The sequence below is a fragment of the Streptomyces sp. NRRL S-1813 genome (genome assembly GCF_000719605.1).
In the GTDB taxonomy this organism is placed as follows: domain Bacteria; phylum Actinomycetota; class Actinomycetes; order Streptomycetales; family Streptomycetaceae; genus Streptomyces; species Streptomyces decoyicus.
On record NZ_JOHB01000058.1, the window covers coordinates 1 to 19,286 of the forward strand.

At 72.0% G+C, this 19,286-nt stretch carries 22 protein-coding genes; 9 read left to right on the plus strand and 13 right to left on the minus strand.

Annotation, left to right across the window (positions count from 1 at the left end; all coding sequences use genetic code 11):
* Positions 1 to 162 precede the first annotated feature (162 nt).
* Positions 163 to 1,515, minus strand: coding sequence for a dipeptidase (locus tag IF67_RS0137540; RefSeq protein ID WP_030993407.1), 1,353 nt, complete (start codon positions 1,513 to 1,515; stop codon positions 163 to 165).
* A 176-nt stretch (positions 1,516 to 1,691) separates the two neighbouring features.
* Between IF67_RS0137540 and IF67_RS0137545 the strand changes: the two genes are divergently transcribed.
* The 3 genes from IF67_RS0137545 to IF67_RS0137555 all read left to right on the plus strand — a co-directional run bounded on the left by IF67_RS0137545 (position 1,692) and on the right by IF67_RS0137555 (position 5,017).
* Positions 1,692 to 2,897: a geranylgeranyl reductase family protein gene (locus IF67_RS0137545; RefSeq protein ID WP_030993409.1), complete on the plus strand. Its 1,206-nt coding sequence runs from the start codon at positions 1,692 to 1,694 to the stop codon at positions 2,895 to 2,897.
* A gap of 168 nt (positions 2,898 to 3,065) precedes the next feature.
* Complete coding sequence (locus tag IF67_RS0137550) at positions 3,066 to 4,355, plus strand: sensor histidine kinase (RefSeq protein WP_030993410.1); 1,290 nt, start codon at positions 3,066 to 3,068, stop codon at positions 4,353 to 4,355.
* On the plus strand, positions 4,352 to 5,017 hold the full coding sequence (locus IF67_RS0137555; RefSeq protein WP_030993411.1) for a response regulator transcription factor: 666 nt from the start codon (positions 4,352 to 4,354) through the stop codon (positions 5,015 to 5,017). Before IF67_RS0137550 ends, IF67_RS0137555 begins: the two co-directional genes overlap by 4 nt.
* On the opposite strand, the gene IF67_RS0137560 is transcribed toward IF67_RS0137555, so the two are convergent.
* The 3 genes from IF67_RS0137560 to IF67_RS0137570 all read right to left on the minus strand — a co-directional run bounded on the left by IF67_RS0137560 (position 4,978) and on the right by IF67_RS0137570 (position 7,460).
* Positions 4,978 to 5,289, minus strand: coding sequence for a DUF6332 family protein (locus IF67_RS0137560; RefSeq protein WP_030993412.1), 312 nt, complete (start codon positions 5,287 to 5,289; stop codon positions 4,978 to 4,980). The two genes, IF67_RS0137555 and IF67_RS0137560, sit on opposite strands and share 40 nt — an antisense overlap.
* 59 nt (positions 5,290 to 5,348) lie before the next feature.
* A complete protein-coding gene (locus tag IF67_RS0137565) occupies positions 5,349 to 6,107 on the minus strand; it encodes a maleylpyruvate isomerase family mycothiol-dependent enzyme (RefSeq protein WP_030993415.1) in 759 nt (252 codons plus the stop codon).
* 123 nt (positions 6,108 to 6,230) lie between these two features.
* Entirely contained in the window at positions 6,231 to 7,460 is a 1,230-nt protein-coding gene (locus IF67_RS0137570; protein WP_030993416.1) for an MFS transporter, read from the minus strand.
* 17 nt (positions 7,461 to 7,477) lie between these two features.
* On the opposite strand from IF67_RS0137570, the gene IF67_RS0137575 reads away from it, so the two are divergent.
* The 3 genes from IF67_RS0137575 (at position 7,478) to IF67_RS0137585 (ending at position 11,071) form a co-directional block, all read left to right on the plus strand.
* Positions 7,478 to 8,698 carry an ROK family protein gene (locus IF67_RS0137575; protein WP_030993418.1) on the plus strand — a complete coding sequence of 407 codons (1,221 nt, stop codon included), beginning with the start codon at positions 7,478 to 7,480 and terminating at the stop codon, positions 8,696 to 8,698.
* Positions 8,699 to 9,308: 610 nt separating this feature from the next.
* The gene (locus IF67_RS39955; RefSeq protein WP_234341630.1) at positions 9,309 to 10,304 is read left to right on the plus strand and encodes a serine hydrolase; all 996 of its coding nucleotides are present in this window, start codon (positions 9,309 to 9,311) and stop codon (positions 10,302 to 10,304) included.
* A 383-nt stretch (positions 10,305 to 10,687) separates the two neighbouring features.
* Complete coding sequence (locus tag IF67_RS0137585) at positions 10,688 to 11,071, plus strand: PPOX class F420-dependent oxidoreductase (protein ID WP_030993422.1); 384 nt, start codon at positions 10,688 to 10,690, stop codon at positions 11,069 to 11,071.
* Here the strand turns inward: IF67_RS0137585 and IF67_RS0137590 are convergent.
* From IF67_RS0137590 to IF67_RS0137600, 3 genes are read right to left on the minus strand one after another with little or no spacing between them, the layout of a single operon-like run.
* Complete coding sequence (locus tag IF67_RS0137590) at positions 11,061 to 12,044, minus strand: phosphotriesterase (RefSeq protein ID WP_078889882.1); 984 nt, start codon at positions 12,042 to 12,044, stop codon at positions 11,061 to 11,063. The genes IF67_RS0137585 and IF67_RS0137590 overlap by 11 nt on opposite strands.
* On the minus strand, positions 12,041 to 12,625 hold the full coding sequence (locus IF67_RS0137595; protein ID WP_030993424.1) for a DUF4865 family protein: 585 nt from the start codon (positions 12,623 to 12,625) through the stop codon (positions 12,041 to 12,043). Before IF67_RS0137595 ends, IF67_RS0137590 begins: the two co-directional genes overlap by 4 nt.
* Before the next feature lie 31 nt (positions 12,626 to 12,656).
* Positions 12,657 to 13,295: a TetR/AcrR family transcriptional regulator gene (locus tag IF67_RS0137600; RefSeq protein ID WP_051819080.1), complete on the minus strand. Its 639-nt coding sequence runs from the start codon at positions 13,293 to 13,295 to the stop codon at positions 12,657 to 12,659.
* 268 nt (positions 13,296 to 13,563) lie between these two features.
* Between IF67_RS0137600 and IF67_RS0137605 the strand changes: the two genes are divergently transcribed.
* Positions 13,564 to 13,869, plus strand: coding sequence for an SHOCT domain-containing protein (locus IF67_RS0137605; RefSeq protein WP_030993427.1), 306 nt, complete (start codon positions 13,564 to 13,566; stop codon positions 13,867 to 13,869).
* A gap of 67 nt (positions 13,870 to 13,936) precedes the next feature.
* Here IF67_RS0137605 and IF67_RS46450 read toward each other — a convergent pair whose 3' ends face one another.
* Both IF67_RS46450 and IF67_RS44065 read right to left on the minus strand, forming a co-directional pair.
* Positions 13,937 to 14,101: a CysS/YqeB C-terminal domain-containing protein gene (locus tag IF67_RS46450; RefSeq protein ID WP_420708742.1), complete on the minus strand. Its 165-nt coding sequence runs from the start codon at positions 14,099 to 14,101 to the stop codon at positions 13,937 to 13,939.
* On the minus strand, positions 14,028 to 14,384 hold the full coding sequence (locus IF67_RS44065; protein ID WP_158713226.1) for a hypothetical protein: 357 nt from the start codon (positions 14,382 to 14,384) through the stop codon (positions 14,028 to 14,030). The genes IF67_RS46450 and IF67_RS44065 overlap by 74 nt, the downstream gene beginning before the upstream one ends.
* Positions 14,385 to 14,386: 2 nt before the next feature.
* Between IF67_RS44065 and IF67_RS0137620 the strand changes: the two genes are divergently transcribed.
* Positions 14,387 to 15,028 carry a TetR/AcrR family transcriptional regulator gene (locus tag IF67_RS0137620; protein WP_037840366.1) on the plus strand — a complete coding sequence of 214 codons (642 nt, stop codon included), beginning with the start codon at positions 14,387 to 14,389 and terminating at the stop codon, positions 15,026 to 15,028.
* A 262-nt stretch (positions 15,029 to 15,290) separates the two neighbouring features.
* Here the strand turns inward: IF67_RS0137620 and IF67_RS0137625 are convergent, their stop codons facing one another.
* Complete coding sequence (locus IF67_RS0137625; RefSeq protein ID WP_030993433.1) at positions 15,291 to 15,797, minus strand: ATP-binding protein; 507 nt, start codon at positions 15,795 to 15,797, stop codon at positions 15,291 to 15,293.
* A 174-nt stretch (positions 15,798 to 15,971) separates the two neighbouring features.
* On the minus strand, positions 15,972 to 16,259 hold the full coding sequence (locus tag IF67_RS0137630; RefSeq protein ID WP_030089151.1) for a hypothetical protein: 288 nt from the start codon (positions 16,257 to 16,259) through the stop codon (positions 15,972 to 15,974).
* Positions 16,260 to 16,555: 296 nt separating this feature from the next.
* Here IF67_RS0137630 and IF67_RS0137635 point away from each other — a divergent pair, with 296 nt between their 5' ends.
* The gene (locus tag IF67_RS0137635) at positions 16,556 to 17,653 is read left to right on the plus strand and encodes a PLP-dependent cysteine synthase family protein (protein ID WP_037840369.1); all 1,098 of its coding nucleotides are present in this window, start codon (positions 16,556 to 16,558) and stop codon (positions 17,651 to 17,653) included.
* 34 nt (positions 17,654 to 17,687) lie between these two features.
* Here IF67_RS0137635 and IF67_RS0137640 read toward each other — a convergent pair whose 3' ends face one another.
* Together IF67_RS0137640 and IF67_RS0137645 are read right to left on the minus strand one after the other, a co-directional pair.
* A complete protein-coding gene (locus IF67_RS0137640; protein WP_030993437.1) occupies positions 17,688 to 18,161 on the minus strand; it encodes an SRPBCC family protein in 474 nt (157 codons plus the stop codon).
* 63 nt (positions 18,162 to 18,224) lie between these two features.
* On the minus strand, positions 18,225 to 19,070 hold the full coding sequence (locus tag IF67_RS0137645) for a DeoR/GlpR family DNA-binding transcription regulator (protein ID WP_030993439.1): 846 nt from the start codon (positions 19,068 to 19,070) through the stop codon (positions 18,225 to 18,227).
* Positions 19,071 to 19,286 lie beyond the last annotated feature (216 nt).

Genomic DNA, 19,286 nt, shown 5'->3' on the forward strand with positions numbered 1-19,286 from the left:
AAGAGCAAAGGCGGAGCGCAGCGGAGCGTAAAGCGAAGCAGTCCACACACCAGGCCCCGGAGGTCCGTCACCGCACCCACAGCCCCGCGCAGCGGACCCCGCCCGCCGCAGGCGCAACGGCGAACAACCCCCACGGCGGCAAAGCCAAAAACGTGGGGAGCATCAACCCCCATAGCTCCGCAGGAAAATCGCCTCTGCCAACGACAGCCGCTCAAGTTCCTGTGGTGAAACGCTCTCGTTGACCGCGTGGATCTGGGCCTCCGGCTCGCTCAGGCCGATCAGCAGGATCTCGGCGTCCGGGTAGAGCCCGGCCAGCGTGTTGCACAGCGGGATCGAGCCGCCCATGCCGGAGGTCTGCATCTCCGCGCCGTCGTACGCCTCGCGCAGCGCCGCCGCCATCGAGGCATACGCCGGACTGCTGGTGTCCGCGCGGAACGGCTGGCCCTGTCCGACCTGCTCGACCGCGACCCGCGCACCCCACGGGGCGGCGCTCTCCAGATGTGCGGCCAGCAGCTTCGTCGCCTCGGCCGCGTCGGTGCCCGGCGGCACCCGCAGGCTCACCAGCGCACGGGCGCCGGCCTGCACGGACGGGGTGGCGCCGACCACCGGCGGGCAGTCGATGCCGAGGACCGTGACGGCCGGACGCGCCCAGATCCGGTCCGCGACCGAACCGTTGCCCACCAGCCCGACACCGTCGAGGACCTTGGCGTCCTTGCGGAAGTCCTCCTCCGGGTACTGCAATCCCTCCCAGGAGGCGTCCGCGGCCAGCCCCTGCACCGTCGTCGAACCGTCCTCGGCGCGCAGCGAGTCCAGGATCCGGATCAGCGCCGCCAGCGCGTCGGGGGCCGCACCGCCGAACTGGCCGGAGTGCAGATTGCCCTCCAGGGTGTCGACCTGGACCCGTACGAGCGTCATCCCGCGCAGCGTCGCGGTCACCGTGGGCAGTCCGACCCGGAAGTTGCCGGTGTCGCCGATGACGATGGCATCGGCGGCCAGCAGCTCGGGGTGGGCCTCGGCGTAGCGCTCCAGACCACCGGTGCCCTGCTCCTCCGAACCCTCCACGATCACCTTGACGTTGACCGGGATGCCGCCGTGCTCCTTGAGCGCGCGCAGCGCCGTGAGATGCATGATCAGGCCGCCCTTGCAGTCCGCGGCACCGCGGCCGTACCAGCGGCCGTCGCGCTCGGTCAGCTCGAACGGCGGGGAGACCCAGGAGGCCTCGTCCAGCGGCGGCTGCACGTCGTAGTGGGCATACAGCAGGACCGTCGGGGCGCCGGCCGGGCCGGGCAGGAAGCCGTATACGGACTGGGTGCCGTCGGGGGTGTCCAGCAGCGCCACGTCCTGGAAGCCGTCCGCCCGCAGCGCCTCGACGATCCAGCGGGCGGCCGCCTCGCACTCACTCTTGGGGAACTGGGCAGGATCCGCCACCGACTTGAAGGCCACCAGATCGGCCAGCTCGGTCCTGGCGCGGGGCTGAAGCGCGGCGACGGTACGTGCGAGCGGGCTGTCAGACATGGAACGCTCCTTGTGGGCGCGACGTTGTGCGTACGGGCGGTCCGGCCTCGTGAGCCGGACAGGCCGGACGTACGGGCATCAGTGCCCCCGATCTTCCCACAGGCCTCTTGAGCAACAGCGGCCCGTAGGATGCGGGCGGTACGCGCAGCCAGCATCGAACAGGAGCATAAGCACAGGTGAGCAGCGAGCGGGCAGCCGAGGACAACCAGCAGGTGTGGGACGTCGTGGTGGTGGGCGCCGGGCCCGGGGGCGCCTCGGCCGCGCATGCCGCGGCCTGTACAGGACGCCGGGTGCTGCTCCTGGAGAAGGCGCAACTCCCGCGCTACAAGACCTGTGGCGGCGGCATCATCGGCCCCTCACGGGATTCGCTGCCGCCCGGCTTCGACCTCCCGCTGCGCGACCGGATCCATGCGGTGACGTTCTCGCTGAACGGCAAGCTGGCCCGCACCCGCCGCTCCAAGAACATGCTGTTCGGGCTGATCAACCGGCCCGACTTCGACGCCCGGCTGGTCGAGTCGGCCGAGGACGCGGGCGCGACGGTCCGTACGGGCGTCACGGTCTCGCGGGTGGATCAGCACGGCGCCGAGGTGCCCGACCGGCGGACCGTCGCGGTGGTGCTGGGCGACGGCGAGGTGGTGCTGGCGCGCGCCGTGGTCGGCGCGGACGGCAGCGCGGGCCGGATAGGAGCCCATGTCGGGGTCAAGCTCGACCAGGTCGACCTGGGCCTGGAGGCGGAGATTCCGGTACCGGCGCCGGTCGCCGAGGACTGGGCGGGCCGGGTGCTCATCGACTGGGGCCCGATCCCCGGCAGCTACGGCTGGGTCTTCCCCAAGGGCGACACCCTCACCGTCGGCGTCATCTCCGCGCGCGGCGAGGGCGCGGCGACCAAGCGCTATCTGGACGACTTCATCGGCCGGCTGGGCCTGGCCGGCTTCGAGCCGAGCATCTCGTCCGGGCATCTGACGCGCTGCCGTGCCGATGACTCCCCGCTGTCCCGCGGCCGGGTGCTGGTGTGCGGCGACGCGGCCGGGCTGCTGGAGCCGTGGACGCGGGAGGGCATCTCCTTCGCGCTGCGGTCCGGGCGGCTCGCGGGGGAGTGGGCGGTACGGGTCGCCGAGGCCCATGACGCCGTGGACGCCCGCCGTCAGGCCCTCAATTACGCCTTCGCCATCAAGGCGGGTCTCGGCGTGGAGATGGGCGTGGGGCGCCAGATGCTCAAGGTCTTCTCCCGCCGCCCCGGCCTGCTGCACGCCGCGATCACCGGCTTCCGTCCCGCCTGGCAGGCCTTTGCGAAGATCACCCGCGGGACGACGACGCTGGCCGAGCTCGTCCGCACCCATGGGATGGCGCGACGGGCGCTGGAGGCGATGGACCGGGGCTGAGGCGGACGCCGTCCGGTGGGTGAGCGGCCAGGGGTGCCGGCCTACGGGCGTCCCTGGCGCGGCGGCCCGCGAGCCGTGCGCCGTACCGGCCCGTACTCCCGGGGGAGTACGGCGGATCACCGCGCAGGGCTGACGCCGCCGGGCTCCGCCGCGGTCTAGCGTGACGGTATGGAGAACGCACGGCCGCCGTGGGCGCGGCGCTGCCTCGGCCCGGTGTGGGAGCGGTGGCTGTCGGCCTCGCCGGAGGAACCGCGGGGGTGGCCCGGCACCCGGCTGCCCTGGCTCTCGACGCTCGCCGCGGTGGTGATCGTTACGGCCGGGTCGGGCTTCGCCGGGCACAAGCAGCCGGAGCGCGTCCCGGTGGACTCCGTCGCCCGCGCGCTGCTGATCGCCGGCACGGCCCTGCTGCTCTTCCGGCACCGCTACCCGCGCGCCGTCGCCCTCGGCACCGCCGCGGCCACCGCCGTCTACCTGGTGGCCGGCTACCCGTTCGGACCGGTCTTCCTCACCCTGGCCCTCGGCGCCTTCGGGGCGATCGTCGCCGGGCACCGTACGGTCGCCTGGTGCGCGCTGGGCGGTGTGTGGATCTCCCATCTCCTGGTCGCCCACTGGCTCTACCCCTGGCTGCCGCCAGCGCACGACGGGCCCGCCCCCTGGGAGCAGGAGTTCTTCGTCACCGCCTGGGCGGTGGCCGTGGTGGCCCTCTCCGAGCTGGTACGGGTGCGCCGCGAGCAGCTCGCGAAGGCACGGGCCGAGCGGGCCGCCGCGAAACGCCGCCGGGCGGACGAGGAGCGGCTGCGGATCGCCCGCGAGCTGCACGACGTCCTCGCCCACAGCATCTCCGTCATCAACGTCCAGGCGGGCGTGGGCCTGGCGCTGCTCGACAGCGACCCGGAGCAGGCCCGGACCGCGCTGACCACCATCAAGGGCGCGAGCAAGGAAGCGCTCGGCGAGGTCCGCCAGGTCCTCGACACCCTGCGTGCCCCCGGCAACGCTCCGCGCTCCCCGGCTCCCGGACTGGACCGGCTGCCCGAACTCACCGAGCAGGCAAGGAGCGCCGGCCTCGCCGTGGAGGTCACCACCGAGGGCACCCGGGCCGCCCTGCCGCCCGGCACCGACCTCGCCGCCTTCCGCATCGTCCAGGAAGCGCTCACCAACATCGTCCGGCACTCCGGCTCGCGCACCGCCCGGGTGCTGCTCCACCACGCCCCCGGGGCACTGGAGATCCGGGTCGACGACGACGGCCCGGCGACCTCCGTCACGGACGGGGCGACGGGCGGCGGCAACGGTCTGGTCGGGATGCGGGAGCGGGCCGCCGCACTCGGCGGCAGCGTGGAGGCCGGTCCGCGCCCGGACGGCGGCTTCCGGGTCCGGGCCCGTATCCCGCTGGCCGGGACCCAGGACCGGGCCCCGGATGCGGATACGGTGACCCCGACCGCCACCGAGGAGGAGTCGTGATCCGGGTACTGCTCGCCGACGACCAGCTGCTGGTCCGGGCCGGTTTCAAGGTGCTGCTGGACGCCCAGCCGGATATCGAGGTGGTCGCCGAGGCCGCGGACGGGCAGCAGGCGCTGGCCGCGGTCCGCGAACACCGTCCGGACATCGTGCTGATGGACATCCGGATGCCGGTGGTGGACGGCCTGGTCGCCACCCGCCGGATCACCGAGGACCCGCGGCTGCCGGACGTCAAGGTCGTCATGCTGACCACCTTCGAACTGGACGAGTACGTCTTCGAGGCGATCCGCTCCGGGGCCTCCGGCTTCCTGGTCAAGGACACCGAACCGGAGGAGTTGCTACGGGCGGTGCGCGCGGTCGTGGCCGGCGACGCCCTGCTCTCGCCCGGTGTCACCCGCCGTCTCATCGCCGAGTTCGCGGCCCGTTCCAAGGAACCGGCCGCGGCGGACGCCCTGTCCGAACTGACCGAGCGGGAGCGTGAGGTGATGGCGCTGGTCGGCCTCGGCCTGTCCAACGAGGAGATCGCCCGCCGTCTGGTCGTCAGCCCGCTCACCGCCAAGACCCATGTCAGCCGCACGATGGTCAAACTGGGTGCCCGTGACCGCGCCCAACTGGTCGTGCTCGCCTATGAGTCGGGGTTGGTCCGGCCCGGCTGGCTGGGCTGAATCCAGACGACGTCCTGGACGGACGGGCCGGCAGCCGGCCGGCGGGGCATGCGTCGCAGCACCCGCACCACCCGGACACCGCACAGCATGCCGCCCACGGCGCCGCTCACCGCGAGCCACGGTCCGCTCCACGCGTCCGGCAGCCCGGCCCACAGGATTGCGCTGCTCAGCACCCCGAAGCCGACGCCGCCCACGAATGCGCCGCTGACCAGCGCAAACATGATCTCGACGGTAACGGCGTCACGCTCGGCCCGGGTACGAGTGCCTGACATACGGCCACTCTTCCAGGACTCCCGTCCCGTGCGCCATGCCGCGCACCCGGCCCGCATGCTCAGACGCCGGCGCGCTCCCGCCACAGACGGGACAGCGTCTCATCACCGGTGATCGTCATCGCGTCCCACGGCAGACGGTTCCACAGCGCGAGGTACAGCTCCTCGGCCGGGCCCTCGATCGTGCAGTCCGCGGGCTTTGCGTCCTCCGGTCCGCCGGCGCCGTGATGACGCACCGTCTGCGGCGGGGCGTCGGAGAGCGACACGGTCCACTCGGCGCCGGGCGCGTTCGTGGCACGCAGCCGCAGCGTCCGGGGGACGTCCGTACGGATCCGGCTGCGGTCGCGGGAGTGGAAGCCCGTGAGGAGTTCATCGATCCCGTCGGCGGCGAAGGCGGACGGGAGGGGGGTGAGGGAGGCGCCGAGCGCCTGCTGGGCGTCCACGCGGTGCACCGACGTTTCGTGCGCCTGGCGGCGGGCCCAGAACGCCAGCGGGGACGGGGCGGGCAGAAACGTCCAGGCGGACAGGTCCTGCGGGGCGGAATGCAGCGCCAGGACGAGGTGGTGATGGCCTTCGCGCAGCCAGGCCACGAGTTCGTCGTCGGCCAGAGCCGGGGCCTCGGGGGGACGGCTGGGCTGCTGCACACCCTGTGTCACGAACTCCGTCGCCCAGCGGTGGACCTGGCCGATGTGCGTGACCAGATCCCGCATCTGCCACTCGGGACAGGCCGGAATACGGGCATCCGGACCCGCCTCCTCGGCGGCGTCGGCGAGCAGGCTGCCGTCCAGTCGCAGCGTTTCGACGAACTCAGTGATCTCCATGGTCAAGAGTGTGCCAGCCGGTACTGACAACGGACCCTCGCGGGTCCGGGCGGCATCCGCGCACGAGCGTGCCCTCTCCGCGCACGCCCACAGCGGTGTGCGTACGCGGGGCACGTCGGCTCCTCAGGGGCGCCCGGTGTGGTGTGCCCCGCGGGTGGCGTAGGCGATGCCCGCCGCGACGGCGGCGAGCAGGGCGAGGGTGGTCAGCGCGACGGGCAGGCCGACCGCCTCGGCGAGGAAACCGATGGCGGGCGGTCCGAGCAGCATGCCGCCGTAGCCGACCGTGGAGGCCACGGCGACCCCGTCCGGGCCACCGGTCTCGCCGGCCCTGGCAATGGCGATGGGGAAGATGTTGGCAAGCCCCAGGCCTGCCACGGCGAAGCCGGCGCAGGCCGTCCAGGCGGTGGGGGCCAGCGCGCCGAGCAGCAGGCCGGCGGTCGCCGTCGTACCGCCCGCGATCAGCGCCCGCGCCGCGCCGAAGCGCTGTACGACCGTGGTCCCGGTCAGCCGTCCGATGGTCATCGCCAGCGCGAACACCGCATATCCGGCGGCGGCCGTACCGGGCCCGGCGGCCAGGTCCTGGGAGAGGTGCAGCGCGCCCCAGTCGGCCATGGCCCCCTCGCCGTACGCGGTGCACAGCGCGATCAGCCCGAAGACCAGCACCAGGCGTCGGCCACGGCCCGCGCCCCGCGGCCGGGTCTCCGCCGCCGCCGGCAGCTGCTCGGGCACGGCCGGCGCCCGGTGTGCGCGCAACGCGCGCCCCGCAACGGCCGTCACCAGCAGTCCGATCGCGGCGAGCAGCAGCAGATGGACGGTGGGGGACAGGCTGCCGGCGATCAGTCCGCCGAGCCCCGCGCCGAGCATGCCGCCGAGGCTGAAGGCGGCGTGGAAGGACGGCATCACGGGGCGTCGCAGCGTGCTGATGAGGTCGACCGCGGCGCTGTTCATCGCGACGTTGAGCGAGCCGTATGCGGCGCCGAAGACCAGCAGGACCAGTCCCAGCGCGGTCGCCGAGTGGGTCAGGGGCGGCAGCACGATGCTCAGTGCCATGGCGGCGGCGGAGGCGGTCGTCACGGCCGCGCTGCCGAACCGCCGGCACAGCCGCCCGGTGATCATCATGAAGGCGACCGCGCCGGCCGACACGCCGAGCAGAGCAAGCCCGAGCGCGCCCGCGCCGGCACCGGTCTGCGCCTTGATCGCGGGGATGCGGACGACCCACCCGGCGAAGAGGAAGCCGTCCATGGCGAAGAATGCGGTGAGGGCGATACGGAGGCGGACGAGGTGCGGACCGGCGGGGGCGGGGACCTGCCGGTCCCTCGTGAGGGCCATCCGTATTTTGTTTAGCGTCGGCACAAAGCCAGAATAGGGGTGTGACCCAGACTCGGACAACCAGGCTGGAGCGGGGCCGTGGCGCCCTCGGACCCGCACTGGAGCTCGTACACACCGGACGCGCGCCCACCCGTGCCGTCCTGACCTCCGAACTCGGCGTGACCCGCGCGACCGCGGGTGCGGTGGCCGCCGAGCTCGAAGCACTCGGCCTGATCACCGTCGACTCCCGGCCGACCGCCTCGGCCGGCTCCCAGGGGCGGCCCTCCCACCGGCTGTCCGTCGCCGAACGGGGACCGGTCGTGCTCGCCGCGCAGATCCACGCCGACGGGTTCCGTGTCGCGCTGGTCGGCCTCGGGGGCCGCATCGTGGCGACCTCGACCGGCTGTGGCACCATCCCCGCCGACCCGGCGCATGTCCTCGCCGATGCCGTCGCGGCCGGCGCGGAGCTGCTGCGCGAGACCGGACGGCGCTGCCTCGGCGCCGGTCTCGCGGTGCCCTCCGCGGTCGCCGAACCGGACGGCGAGGCCCTCAACCCGCTCCACCTCGCCTGGCCTTCGGGCGCTCCCGTACGCGCGCTCTTCCTGCGCTCGCTGGCCGATGCCGGCATCCCGGGAGTCACCGAGAAGATCGGTTTCACCGGCAACGACGTGAACCTCATGGCGCTCGCCGAACACCGGCACGGCGCCGGCCGGGGCGCCCGCGATCTGCTCTGTGTGGCGTCCGGCCACCGGGGTGTCGGCGGGGCGCTGGTGCTCGACGGCCGTCTGCACAGCGGCAGTTCGGGCCTGGCGCTGGAGGTGGGTCATCTGACGGTCAAGCCCGAGGGGGCGCCCTGTCACTGCGGCAGCCGAGGCTGCCTGGACGTCGAGGCGGACCCGCTCGCCTTCCTCACCGCCGCGGGCCGCGAACCGGGCCCCGAGGTCTCCCTGCTCCAGCAGTCCGCCGAGCTGCTGCGCGACGAGTACACCGATCCGGGCATCCGCGCTGCTGCCGATCTCCTCATCGACCGCCTCGGGCTCGGCCTCGCCGGTCTCGTCAACATCCTCAACCCCGACCGCATCGTCCTCGGCGGGCTGCACCGCGCCCTCCTGGAGGCCGATCCGGAACGGCTGCGCGCGGTGGTCGCCGACCGCAGCCTGTGGGGCCGCAGCGGCGGGGTGCCGATCCTGCCGTGCAGCCTCGACCACAACAGCCTGGTCGGCGCGGCGGAGCTGGCCTGGCAGCCGGTGCTGGACGATCCGCTGGTCGTGCTGGACCGGTGACGGATGGCGGCCTGCCGTGCCTGAGGGCGGGGAACCGGGGGAGCCGGGGCGGTCGGCAAGACCCCGGAACGGGGCTCCATCACCGGGCAGAACCCCAGCTCGGGACGCCGTTACCGCACTGTTCGCCCATCGCAGGCTCACTGTCATCGCTTCGTCATGAAGTGGGTGACGTCATGTCACATGGTCCCGGCAGTATGGCGCTGCACCGACATGGACGTACTCCGGGATCACCCAGCCCGGTCACGTGGTTCAAGCGGCTGACGCCCGCGTAGAACGCCCCGCTCGGCGCCCCTGCACACCCAGGCAGTCGGGCGCCCTGCGACACCCATGCGGTACAGCGGCGCTGTCGGCCGGTCCGGGCGCGAGAGGGATGAGTTCGCCCTGCCCTCGCTCTTCACGTCCCCAACAGGGAGTCGTGGGGAGGGATTTCGGCCGCCGATAACGCTGTGCTGCGTGCGGCGGCGGTGCACCGTCTGCCGGTCACCAGAGCTGATAGGGCTCAGCCGTCCGGCGGCACTCCCGTGTGCCCTGCCCGCCTACCAGTAACAGCGTCGACCACCGCAGCCCGCACGCCAATTGTTCAGGCACCTTGAAAAGGCAGTGATCAGAAATGAGATGGGCTTCCACCTTCACCGCGGCGGCCATAGGGGCTGGAGCGGTTGCCGGAACCGTCGCAGCGGCCACACCTTCCGTCGCGGCACCGCAGAGCACACGGGCGGTCGCCCCGACGGTGCACTGCACGTCCAAGGATCAAGCGCTGGCCGAGAAGCTGTCGAGCGATATATCCAAGGCGCTGGCAGGCCGGAAGAGCATGGCCTCGCTCTCCTTCTACGACCGGCCCACCGGGACCACGTGCACCTCCGACGCTGCCAAGAAGTACGACTCGGCCAGCGTGGTGAAGACGATAATTCTCGGGGCCTTGCTGTATCAGAAGGGCGGCACCCTCACCGAGGCGGAAGATGCCCTCGCGCGTAAGATGATCACCGCTTCCGACAATGCATCCGCGACCACGCTGTGGAAGCAGTTGTCCGATCTGAAGGATCCCGCGAAGCCAAACCCTGTCCGGATCCAGGAATTTCTCGACAAGGCCGGGATGGACAACACCGTCCTCGACAAGGAAGGGTCCTGGGGCCTCACCCAGGTCACCGCGAGTGACCAGGAAAAGCTGCTGCGCATCTTCTCGGGTGACGACGACTCGGTGCTGGGGAGCAAGGCTCGCTCTTACGCACTCGAGCTCATGAATCAGGTGCAGAGCACCCAGCGATGGGGGGCCACGGCCGGCGCTCCGCTCGACTCCGTGATCCATGTGAAGAACGGCTGGCTACAGCGTAGCCAGAACCCTGACGTCGATTCCTTCGACAGAGGGGACTGGAAGGTGAACAGCATGGCGGTCCTCACGGAGAACGGCTACGACTCCGGTCTGGTCGTACTCACCGAGAACAACAGAGTTCCCGAAGGGCGCCCCGCAAACGAGGGGTGGGATTACGGGATCGAAACGATAGAGACCATTTCTCGAACCATTTACCGGGACGTTCACCCCGACGCTGAAAGCTACGTTCCCAGCAGGCCGGCTCTTGCGGCGGCCAAGCCCCCGGCAGCAGGGTAGAACGACGGCGCGAAGCCCGCACCGTCCGGCCGGCAAGGTTTCTTCGGATCATTTCCTGGAGCTTGACTCAAGGTATTCGAAGGTCCGCTCTTCCTGTCCCGGACCGCCGGCGGCTCCCGGCCCACTCTGCGGCCGGGAGCCGCCTCGCCGCGCGGTTCACGGCGAGCAGACGTGGCCACACCCAGCACCCCCTGATGCGCTTCGCCAGGAGCGCCTCGAACCACGCGGACCCACTCCGGACCCATACGGACGTTCCCCTCCACGCCCGGCCTCCTCAGGTCAGCCCCGGCTGACCTCTGCGGTCGGTGAGCCTCGCTCCCGGCCCTTCCGCCTCCGGAACCACCGCTTCCCCGCCCGCTGCGGACACGCCCTAAGCTGCGGCCATGATTCCCGAAGCGGTGGCCCGCAGCCCGTACGTCAGCCTGGTCACGTACCGCAGGAACGGCACCTCGGTGGCCACCCCCGTATGGGCGGTGGCCGAGGGGGCGGAACTCCTGGTGTGGACACGGGACGACAGCTGGAAGGTGAAGCGGCTGCGCCACGACGGGCGGGTGACCGTCACGCCGTGCGATGTCCGCGGCCGGATCGCCGAGGGCGCCCAGACCGTCGAGGGCACCGGCCGGCTCCTGGAAGGAGCCGCCGGGCTGGGGCGGGTGCGCAAGGCGATGGCGCGCAAATACGGGCTGCGGTTCCGGCTGATGGACGGGGTCGGCGCGCTGGTGCGCGGGGGCAAGCGGCCGCATGTGGGGATCTCCGTCACGCTGTAGGTGCCCGGCCCGGTCCTCGGTCTGTGTACGGGGCCCGCGGCCAGTCGGCGGCGAAGGCGCGCGCCGGGTTGGCCGTCAGGAACCGGGTCACCAGGTCGGCTCCCAGGGCGAGTTCGAGGCGTTCCCGGTGGCGGCGCAGCAGATAGGGCATGCCGGGGCCGCCGTTGACCGATCTGGCGCCGGCCGTCGTGGTGTCGCCGCCCAGCAGGATCCGCTCGCCGTGGCCCGCATCGGCGAGCGCGGCCAGCGCATCGGGCAGCCGCCAGTCGGTCGCATGGTGGGCCCGCGAGGGACCGTCGAAGGCGAGGTACGCGCCGGCTTCGGCGGCCTTCCGGTGCACCACGAGGTCCGGCGAGCGGTTGAGATGACTGAGGATCACCCTGTCCGGCGGGACCCCCCACTCGCCGCAGAGCAGGTCGAGCACGTCCAGCGCGCCGGTGCCCAGTTCCAGATGGACTCCGATGACGGCACCGGTCGCCCGCTGGGCCTCGGCGGCCGCGGCCATGGTGTGCCGGGCGTGCGGGTCCAGACCGTGGAAGCCGCCGGCAACCTTGATCATCCCGGCCCGGATGCCGGTGCCGCCGATCCCTTCGGTCAGCTCGGAGACGAACAGCCCGGCCAGATCCGCGCGGACCCGCTCCAGCACCTCGGGGGTGTAGTGGGCAGCCTGGTGCAGCCCGGTGGCGGCCACGATCCGCACCCCCGACTCCCTTTCCAGCCGCGGGAGTTCGCCGGCAACCCGGCCCATGCCGTACGGCGTCCACTGGATCACCGCCGCGCCGCCCGCCGCGCGAAAGGCGCTCAGCTCGGCGGCTGCGGCCCCGGCGTCGTCCAGCTCCTGGCCCGGCAACTGGGGGCTGCGCAGGAAGAGATGGTCGTGCGCATCGCAGATGCCGAGGTCGGCGGGGGAGATGTCGCCGAGGACCGTACGGATGGCGGGAGCCGCGGTCCCGGCCGTGGGAGACGGGCTCACCACTGTCGCCCCGAGCCCAGCCCGCCGGTGCCCGGGGCGGACAGATGCAGCACCTGGTGGCGGGCGCCCGCGGACTCGGGGGCGGCGTGCGCCCAGAGGGTGAAGTGGACGAGTTCCCACAGTCGTGGATCGAAGCCCAGCGCGGTGGTGTGCACCCCGTCCGTCGTGGCCAACTCCTCGTGTCCGGCTACCGCATGCGCGAGGACGGTGGCCGGATCGGCGTCCTCGGCGAGGGTTTCGGTCCGCCGGGTGAACGTGCGGGGGAGGGTGCCGGCCGCCGGCCCCGGCCGGTGGAACAGCCCTTGCCAGTGCTGGACGACCGGCGGGCCGAAGTCGCGGACCACGCCGCGGAATCCGTCACCGAGGAGGAAGCGGTTCATGGCCTCCGGATCGGCCCAGAGATAGAACGGCGCGTACTGGTTGACCGGTGAGCCGTCGACCCCGCGCTCCCGGATTCCGTACGCCTTGAGGCCGAGCCCGGCGAAGTCGTCCAGGAGGTGGCCTTTCGACTTCACCCGGTGCCGGATGATCTGCATGTCGTAGTCGGCGGGCAGAGTGATCGCGTACTGCATGGCGTGCATGAGGGGCTCCGTACGGTGCGGGTGAGGGCGCTCAGTCGGTGGTGCCTGTAGCGGGCGTGACCTGTGCGGCGAGCAGGGACAGCAGGCCCCGTACGGCCGCGTCGAAGGGGGCGGTGTCATCGGCCGCGCGGGCCAGCACGTACCCGCCCTGGACGGCCGCCGCGACGGTCGCCGCGGCGGCCGCCGGGTCCAGCTCGGCGGCCAGTTCGCCGCGGCGCCGCCCCTCGTCCAGGACCTCGGTGATCCGACCCTGGAGCCAGCCGAACATCTCGTCCAGCGGCTGCCGCAGCTCGGGGCTGCGCACCACGTCGCGGTCCTGCGTCATCCGGCCGATCGGACAGCCGCGCAGCACCTGCCGCTCGCGCAGCAGATAGCCCGCGACCCGTTCGTACGCCGTACCGGGAGCGCTCAGGCACTCCTCGGCGACCGCCTTCATGTCCTCGGCGGTGCGCCGGACCGCCGCCAGCGCGAGCGCGGACTTGCCGGCGAAGTGGTGGTACATGCTGCCCTGGCCGACGCCCGCACGTTCCAGGATCGCCTTGGGGCTGGTGCCGACGTATCCGCGCTCCCACAGGAGCTCCTGGGTGCTCCGCACCAGGCGGTCCCGTGTGCCGAGCGTGTCGTCGGCGCCGGGTGGTTCCTGCGTGCCGAGCCGTTCCTGAGTGCTCATGATCGCACTGTACATACCAGTAGTTACAAAGATCAAGAGGGGTCCGGCGCAGGGTGCGCCCGGGCCGCTGGAGCAGACGCGGACTGCCGCGTACTTCCGGCGGCGTACGGACAGAGCCGCTGGCGGTACGACGACCGGCGGCCCCCATAGGACGAAGCTCGAAGAGGACTCGCAGAAGACCGGAACCACCCGGTCTTCCCGGCCGGGCCGCCCCTCCGGTCTCGCCCATCCCGTCCATCCCACCCGTCTCACCGAGGAGCTGATCGCGATGTTCGAGCTTGCCGAACCCTGGACCGGCGGCGGCCCGGGCCCCTGGATCCTGTTCGTCCCCGTCCTGTGGGCGCTGGTCGTCGTCGGCGTGGTGACCCTGCTGCGCCGCACCGCCCGGGGCCGGGGCGGGCCCGGCGGGCAGATCCGCGGTCCGCAGTACTCCGCCCGTACCGACGCACCCTCACCCCTCGCCGTACTCGGCCGGCGCTTCGCCGCGGGCGAGATCGACGAGGAGGAGTACTGGCGCCGGCTCTCCGTACTGGAGGAGCACTTCGGCACCGGCTCCAAGGGGAGCGCGGCATGACCGCCGCCGGCGCCACCGCAACTGCGCCCGCCGCGCCCGCCCTGGGCGTCGTCGACGCCGTCGAGGTCTACGACCCGCACGTCCGCCAGTACTGACGTCCCTTCTCGTCCCGCACGACGACACCGAGACGGGCCAGTTCCGCGCGAAGCTCTCGCGTGTCATCGTCGGACGGCCCCTTCTTCTCCAGGGCCCCTTGGCGGGCCTTGAGGAAGGCGTTGGCGGCGTCCGGCAGTTCGGGAGCGTCCGGGGACCCAGCGGCGGAACTCGCCCTTGTGCGGATCGGCGGCCGCCCACGCGTAGCCGTGCTCGGTGAAAGCGTCGGCAAGGCGGCCGCCGTTCACCTCGCACTCCTCGCGGGCGAGTTCCCCGCCGTCGTGGCCGAGCAGGACCAGATGCTTGCCGTCCCGGCAGGCTGTGGCGATGGCGTCGCGCCGGAACGTCTGGCTGCGGCCCTTGCGGGTGAGCACCACGCACTTGTCGGTCAGGTGAATGCCCAGCCCACCAGAAGGAGCCATCGGTGAGGACAGTCGATCCGGCCAAACACCGAGCCCGGCGGCGGCACATCGTCAACGCCGCCACCGAGCTCTTCGCCGCCCAAGGCTTCGAGCGCACCACCACAGCGGAAATCTGCAAGGCCGCGGGCATGAGCGCGGGCAACCTGTTTCACTACTTCCGCAGCAAGCGCGCGATCTTCCATGCCGTCTTCGTGGACGACGAGCCCGAAGACGGCGTCACCACCAAATCCGAGCGCCTCGCCGCCGCTCGTGCCGCTGACGACCCGTGGACCGCGCTGCTCGACACCGTCGACCTCCTCGCAGGCCCCGCCACGGAGCCACTGGCCCCGGCCCTCGTGATGGAGGCGATGATCCAGGCCCACCGCGACCCCGAACTCGAAGCGCTGCTGAGCCGTGACAACGACGAGGAGCGGTCCACCATCACCACCCTGCTCCGGAAGGCGTCCGCGAGCGGGCAGATCGACCCCGCCCTGGACCCGGACGACACCGCGGCCTGGGTCATGGCACTCATCGCCGCCCTCTACACCAGCGCCGCCACCAAGCCCTCGTTCAGTCCGGCCGATCAAATCCCCACGCTGCGCCTGATCCTCCACCGTTTCCTGCGCCCCCACGTCACCCCGGTACCGGAGGGGCCAAGGCCGTAGGCGGGACGCCCGGCGCACCCAAGGCCGTAGGCGGGACGCCCGGCGCACAGCGAGTGCGCACGGGAGGGAGATGCGACCTGGAGGGGCGGCCGGCAGCGACTACGGGAGCAGGCGCGGAGCCCCACGCCCAGCCGGACGCCAGCCGGCCGGACGTCCTCACGCGGGTCCGGTGACGTGTGTGTCGCCGAGGGCGGCGCGTATGCCGACCGTCTCGCCGGCCGATCGCCTCGTCAGTCGACCATCTCGTCGGCAGACCGCCTCGTCAGCCCACCCTCGTGCCCCGTATCCGGGGGCGCGGACCGGCTGCCGTGCCGGTGTCGTCCCGCGGCGGGGGCTCCCGGAAGCCACGGACCGTACAGACCTCTTCGGGGGCGGTGGTCAGGGCCGGAAGAGTGAACCACACGACCTTGCCGCTGCCGTCGGGGCGCATCCCCCAGCTCTCGCTGAGCGCCGCGATCAGGGCCAGGCCGCGACCACAGGTGTCCCAGCTGTCGGCGACCCGGATCCGGGGCAGCCGGGGGTCCTCGTCGTGCACCGAGACCGTCAACTGATCCAGGAGGACGCACAGTTCCACGGTGCACTGTTTGCTGGGACGGGCGTGCCGGTGCACGTTGGCGAGGAGTTCGGTCACGCCGAGCGCCGCAGGGTCTATCAGGGCGTCGAGACGCCAGTACCGCAGCTGCGCGGAGACGATTCTGCGCACATGTCCGATGCGAGCCGGGACGGCTTGGAGCTCCACCGTGCAGTGCCTGCTGGGCTGCCTGATCACGACCGCGACTCCCTGATGAGGCCGGGCGCCCCTCTCACCGGGCAGGGGCGAAGATCGGATCCAGCGATGCCGACTGCACCACAGCGTCACCGCTGGTGAACCCTCAGTGATACGAGTCCAGGGTCATGCAGCCGGTGCCCGCCCGCAACCGCACCTCGCCGTCCGGAGGAGCCGTCAGGGGTGCGGCGGACGCGCCGCCTCCAGGGCCTTGAAGAACAGCTCCGGGGTGCCCAGGGTGAGCGAATAGCGGTGGCCGTTGAGCGTGGCGAGTGCCCGGTCCCGCGCCGCGAACAGCGGTTTATGCGCCTGTACGGCCTGTAGCGGGGCGCTGTCGATCTCCGTGCCGTAGCTGGTCAGCAGCGCCAGTCTGCCGTCTCTGATGACGACCTGTCCGGCGCGGGTCAACGACCGCAGCCACCGCTCGATCCGTACGCCGGTCGCGTTGAACTCGGCCTCCGCCATGCCGGCACCTCCTCGGTGAGACGGGCAGCTGCCCTCCACCGCCCCTTGGAGGGAAGTCTGCCGGTGCGGCGCCCGGTGCACCAGTGCCCCAGGGCGTGCACGGCGCGCAACAGCCCGGCCCCACGACCTCCTTGGGGTATCCCAAAGTGATGTTTATGCAGGTGAGAAGGGTGCGGCGGGTGGCTATAGTCGGAATCGGCCCGCCGTTGTGCGCGGGCTTCCGAACCCTGAGGAGCGCGCCGGTGAGCACCGCACAGCAGCCGCAGAGCCGGCCCGACCACGAGGCCGGGACGCCGATGCCGACCGTCGATGTCGACCATACGGATCCGGCCTACCGAAGCTGGCTCAAAGAAGCAGTCCGCAAGGTCCAGGCGGATGCCAACCGCACCGCCGACACCCACCTCCTGCGCTTCCCGCTGCCCGAGAAGTGGGGCATCGACCTCTACCTCAAGGACGAGTCGACACACCCCACCGGAAGCCTCAAGCACCGGCTGGCCCGCTCGCTGTTCCTCTACGGGCTGTGCAACGGCTGGATCCGCCCCGGGAAGCCCGTCATCGAGTCCTCCAGCGGCTCCACGGCCGTGTCCGAGGCGTACTTCGCCTCGCTGATCGGGGTGCCGTTCATCGCGGTGATGCCGGCCACCACCAGCCGCGAGAAGACCCGGCTGATCGAGTTCCACGGCGGCAGCTGCCATCTGGTGCAGGACCCGCGGACCGTCTACGAGGTCTCCGCCCGGCTGGCCGCCGAGTCCGGCGGCCATTACATGGACCAGTTCACCTACGCGGAACGGGCCACCGACTGGCGCGGCAACAACAACATCGCCGAGTCGATCTACGAGCAGCTGCGGCTCGAACGCTATCCCGAGCCCGCCTGGATCGTGGCGACCGCGGGCACCGGCGGCACCTCCGCGACCATCGCCCGCTACGTCCACTACATGCAGTACGACACCCGTGTCTGTGTCCCCGACCCGGAGAACTCCTGTTTCTTCGACGGCTGGCTCACCGGCGACGCGCAGACCGACTGCGCCACCGCCTCCCGCATCGAGGGCATCGGGCGGCCCCGTATGGAACCGAGCTTCGTACCCGGCGCGATAGACCGGATGATGAAGGTGCCCGACGCGGCCAGCATCGCCGCCGTACGCGCCCTGGAGGCCGCGATCGGCCGCAAGGCGGGCGGCTCGACCGGCACGGGGCTGTGGAGTGCCTTGAAGATCGTCGCGGAGATGGTCGCCGAGGGCCGCCGGGGATCGATCGTGACCCTGCTGTGCGACCCCGGCGACCGCTACCTCGACAAGTACTACTCCGATGACTGGCTGGCCTCCCAGGGCCTGGACATCACGCCCTACGCACGCACCCTCGAGGAGTTCCTGGCCACCGGCTCCTGGCCGGCCTGAGCCCTTGGGCCGGCCCGCGCGGCGCGGCCCCGCCTCAGGCTTTCGCGAGCCTGCGGTCCAGGGCCCGCGCCGAGTCCCGGAAGGCGCGGCCCAGGCCGGGCCTGGCCAGCGTCAGCAGAAAGCGGAACGGCGCCGGGCCGTCCGCCGCGAACGTCCACCGCAGCCGGGTGCCGCCGCTCGTCGGCGTCAGCCGCCAGTCCTCCACCAGGGCGCGCATGCCGGGGGCGTTGGTGGTGTCGACCCGGTAGGCGTAGCGCAGGCCGGGATCGGCCGCCAGGACCGTCTCCGTGAAGCGGGTGCCGCCGGTCAGCCGCACCTCCCGGCCCTTGCCGTCGTGCGTCGAAGCCGACCGCACCACGCCCGTGAACCAGCACGGCCAGCCCGCCACATCGTCCGCCAGCGCGGCATACACCGCCTCCGGCGGCGCGGCGACCTCCGCGGCGAACACCAGCCGCAGCGGGGCGGATTCGGCGAAGTCGAGCTCGACGGGGCGGAGTCGGCGTGCCATGGGACGAGCACCCCCTACGGGACGGGCGGCGGGCCTGGGCGGCTCACCATAGCTGGCGACCCGTCAGATGTCTGCGTCGTCACGCCGTTCGCCCGCCACCACCAGCTCGGGCGGCAGCTCGGCGAACTCCGCTCGCGCCTCGGCGGACAGCCCGGCATCCGTCACCAGCACCTCCACCTGATCCAGCGTGGCGAACGAACTCAGGCCGACCGTGCCCCACTTGGTGTGATCGGCGACCACCACCACCCGGCGCGCGGAGCGCACGAAATGCCGGTTGGTCTCCGCCTCCGCCAGGTTCGGTGTCGACAGCCCCGCCTCCACCGATATGCCGTGCACCCCGAGGAAGAGCACATCGAAGTGCAGCGACCGGATCGCGGCATCCGCCACCGGGCCCACCAGAGTGTCCGAAGGCGTACGCACCCCGCCGGTCAGCACCACGGTCGCGGCGCCCGCGCGGGGGCCCGTGCCGCCGCTGGCCGCCGCCCGCTGCGCGCCGTAGAACACATCGGCCACCCGCACCGAATTCGTCACGACCGTCAGATCCGGCACATCCAGCAGCTGCTGCGCCAGCGCGAACGCGGTCGTGCCGCCCGCCAGCGCGATCGCGCTTCCCGGCGCCGCCATCTCGGCCGCCGCCTTGGCGATGTCCTCCTTGGCGCTCAGCTCCAGCGCCGACTTCGCCTCGAAACCCGGCTCGTGCGCGCTCGGCTCGCTGACCGGCACCGCGCCGCCGTGCACCTTCTCCACCATGCCCTGACGGGCCAGTGCGTCCAGATCGCGACGGACCGTCATGTCCGACACGTTCAGCTTGCGGGTGAGTTCATTGACCCGCACCCCGCCGCGCCGCCTGATCTCGTCGAGAATCAGGGCACGCCGCTGCTCCGCGAGGAGGTTCTGGTTGTCGCTCACCCCGGCCCGTCCCTTCCGCCCCGGCTTGCTGTGTCGGGTCGTACGCGCTGGCTTCCGCCTGCGATCACTGGTGCCCTCATCCTCGCACGAGGCGCTGACAGTGATGCTGGTGACGGGAGAAGTGTTTGCTGGTGGAGGTGGTGTGGGGCGGCCCGCTGGTTGCTCCCCCGCCCCCTCCCCCCTCTCCCCCTTCGGGGGAGGGGGCGGGGGTGGGTG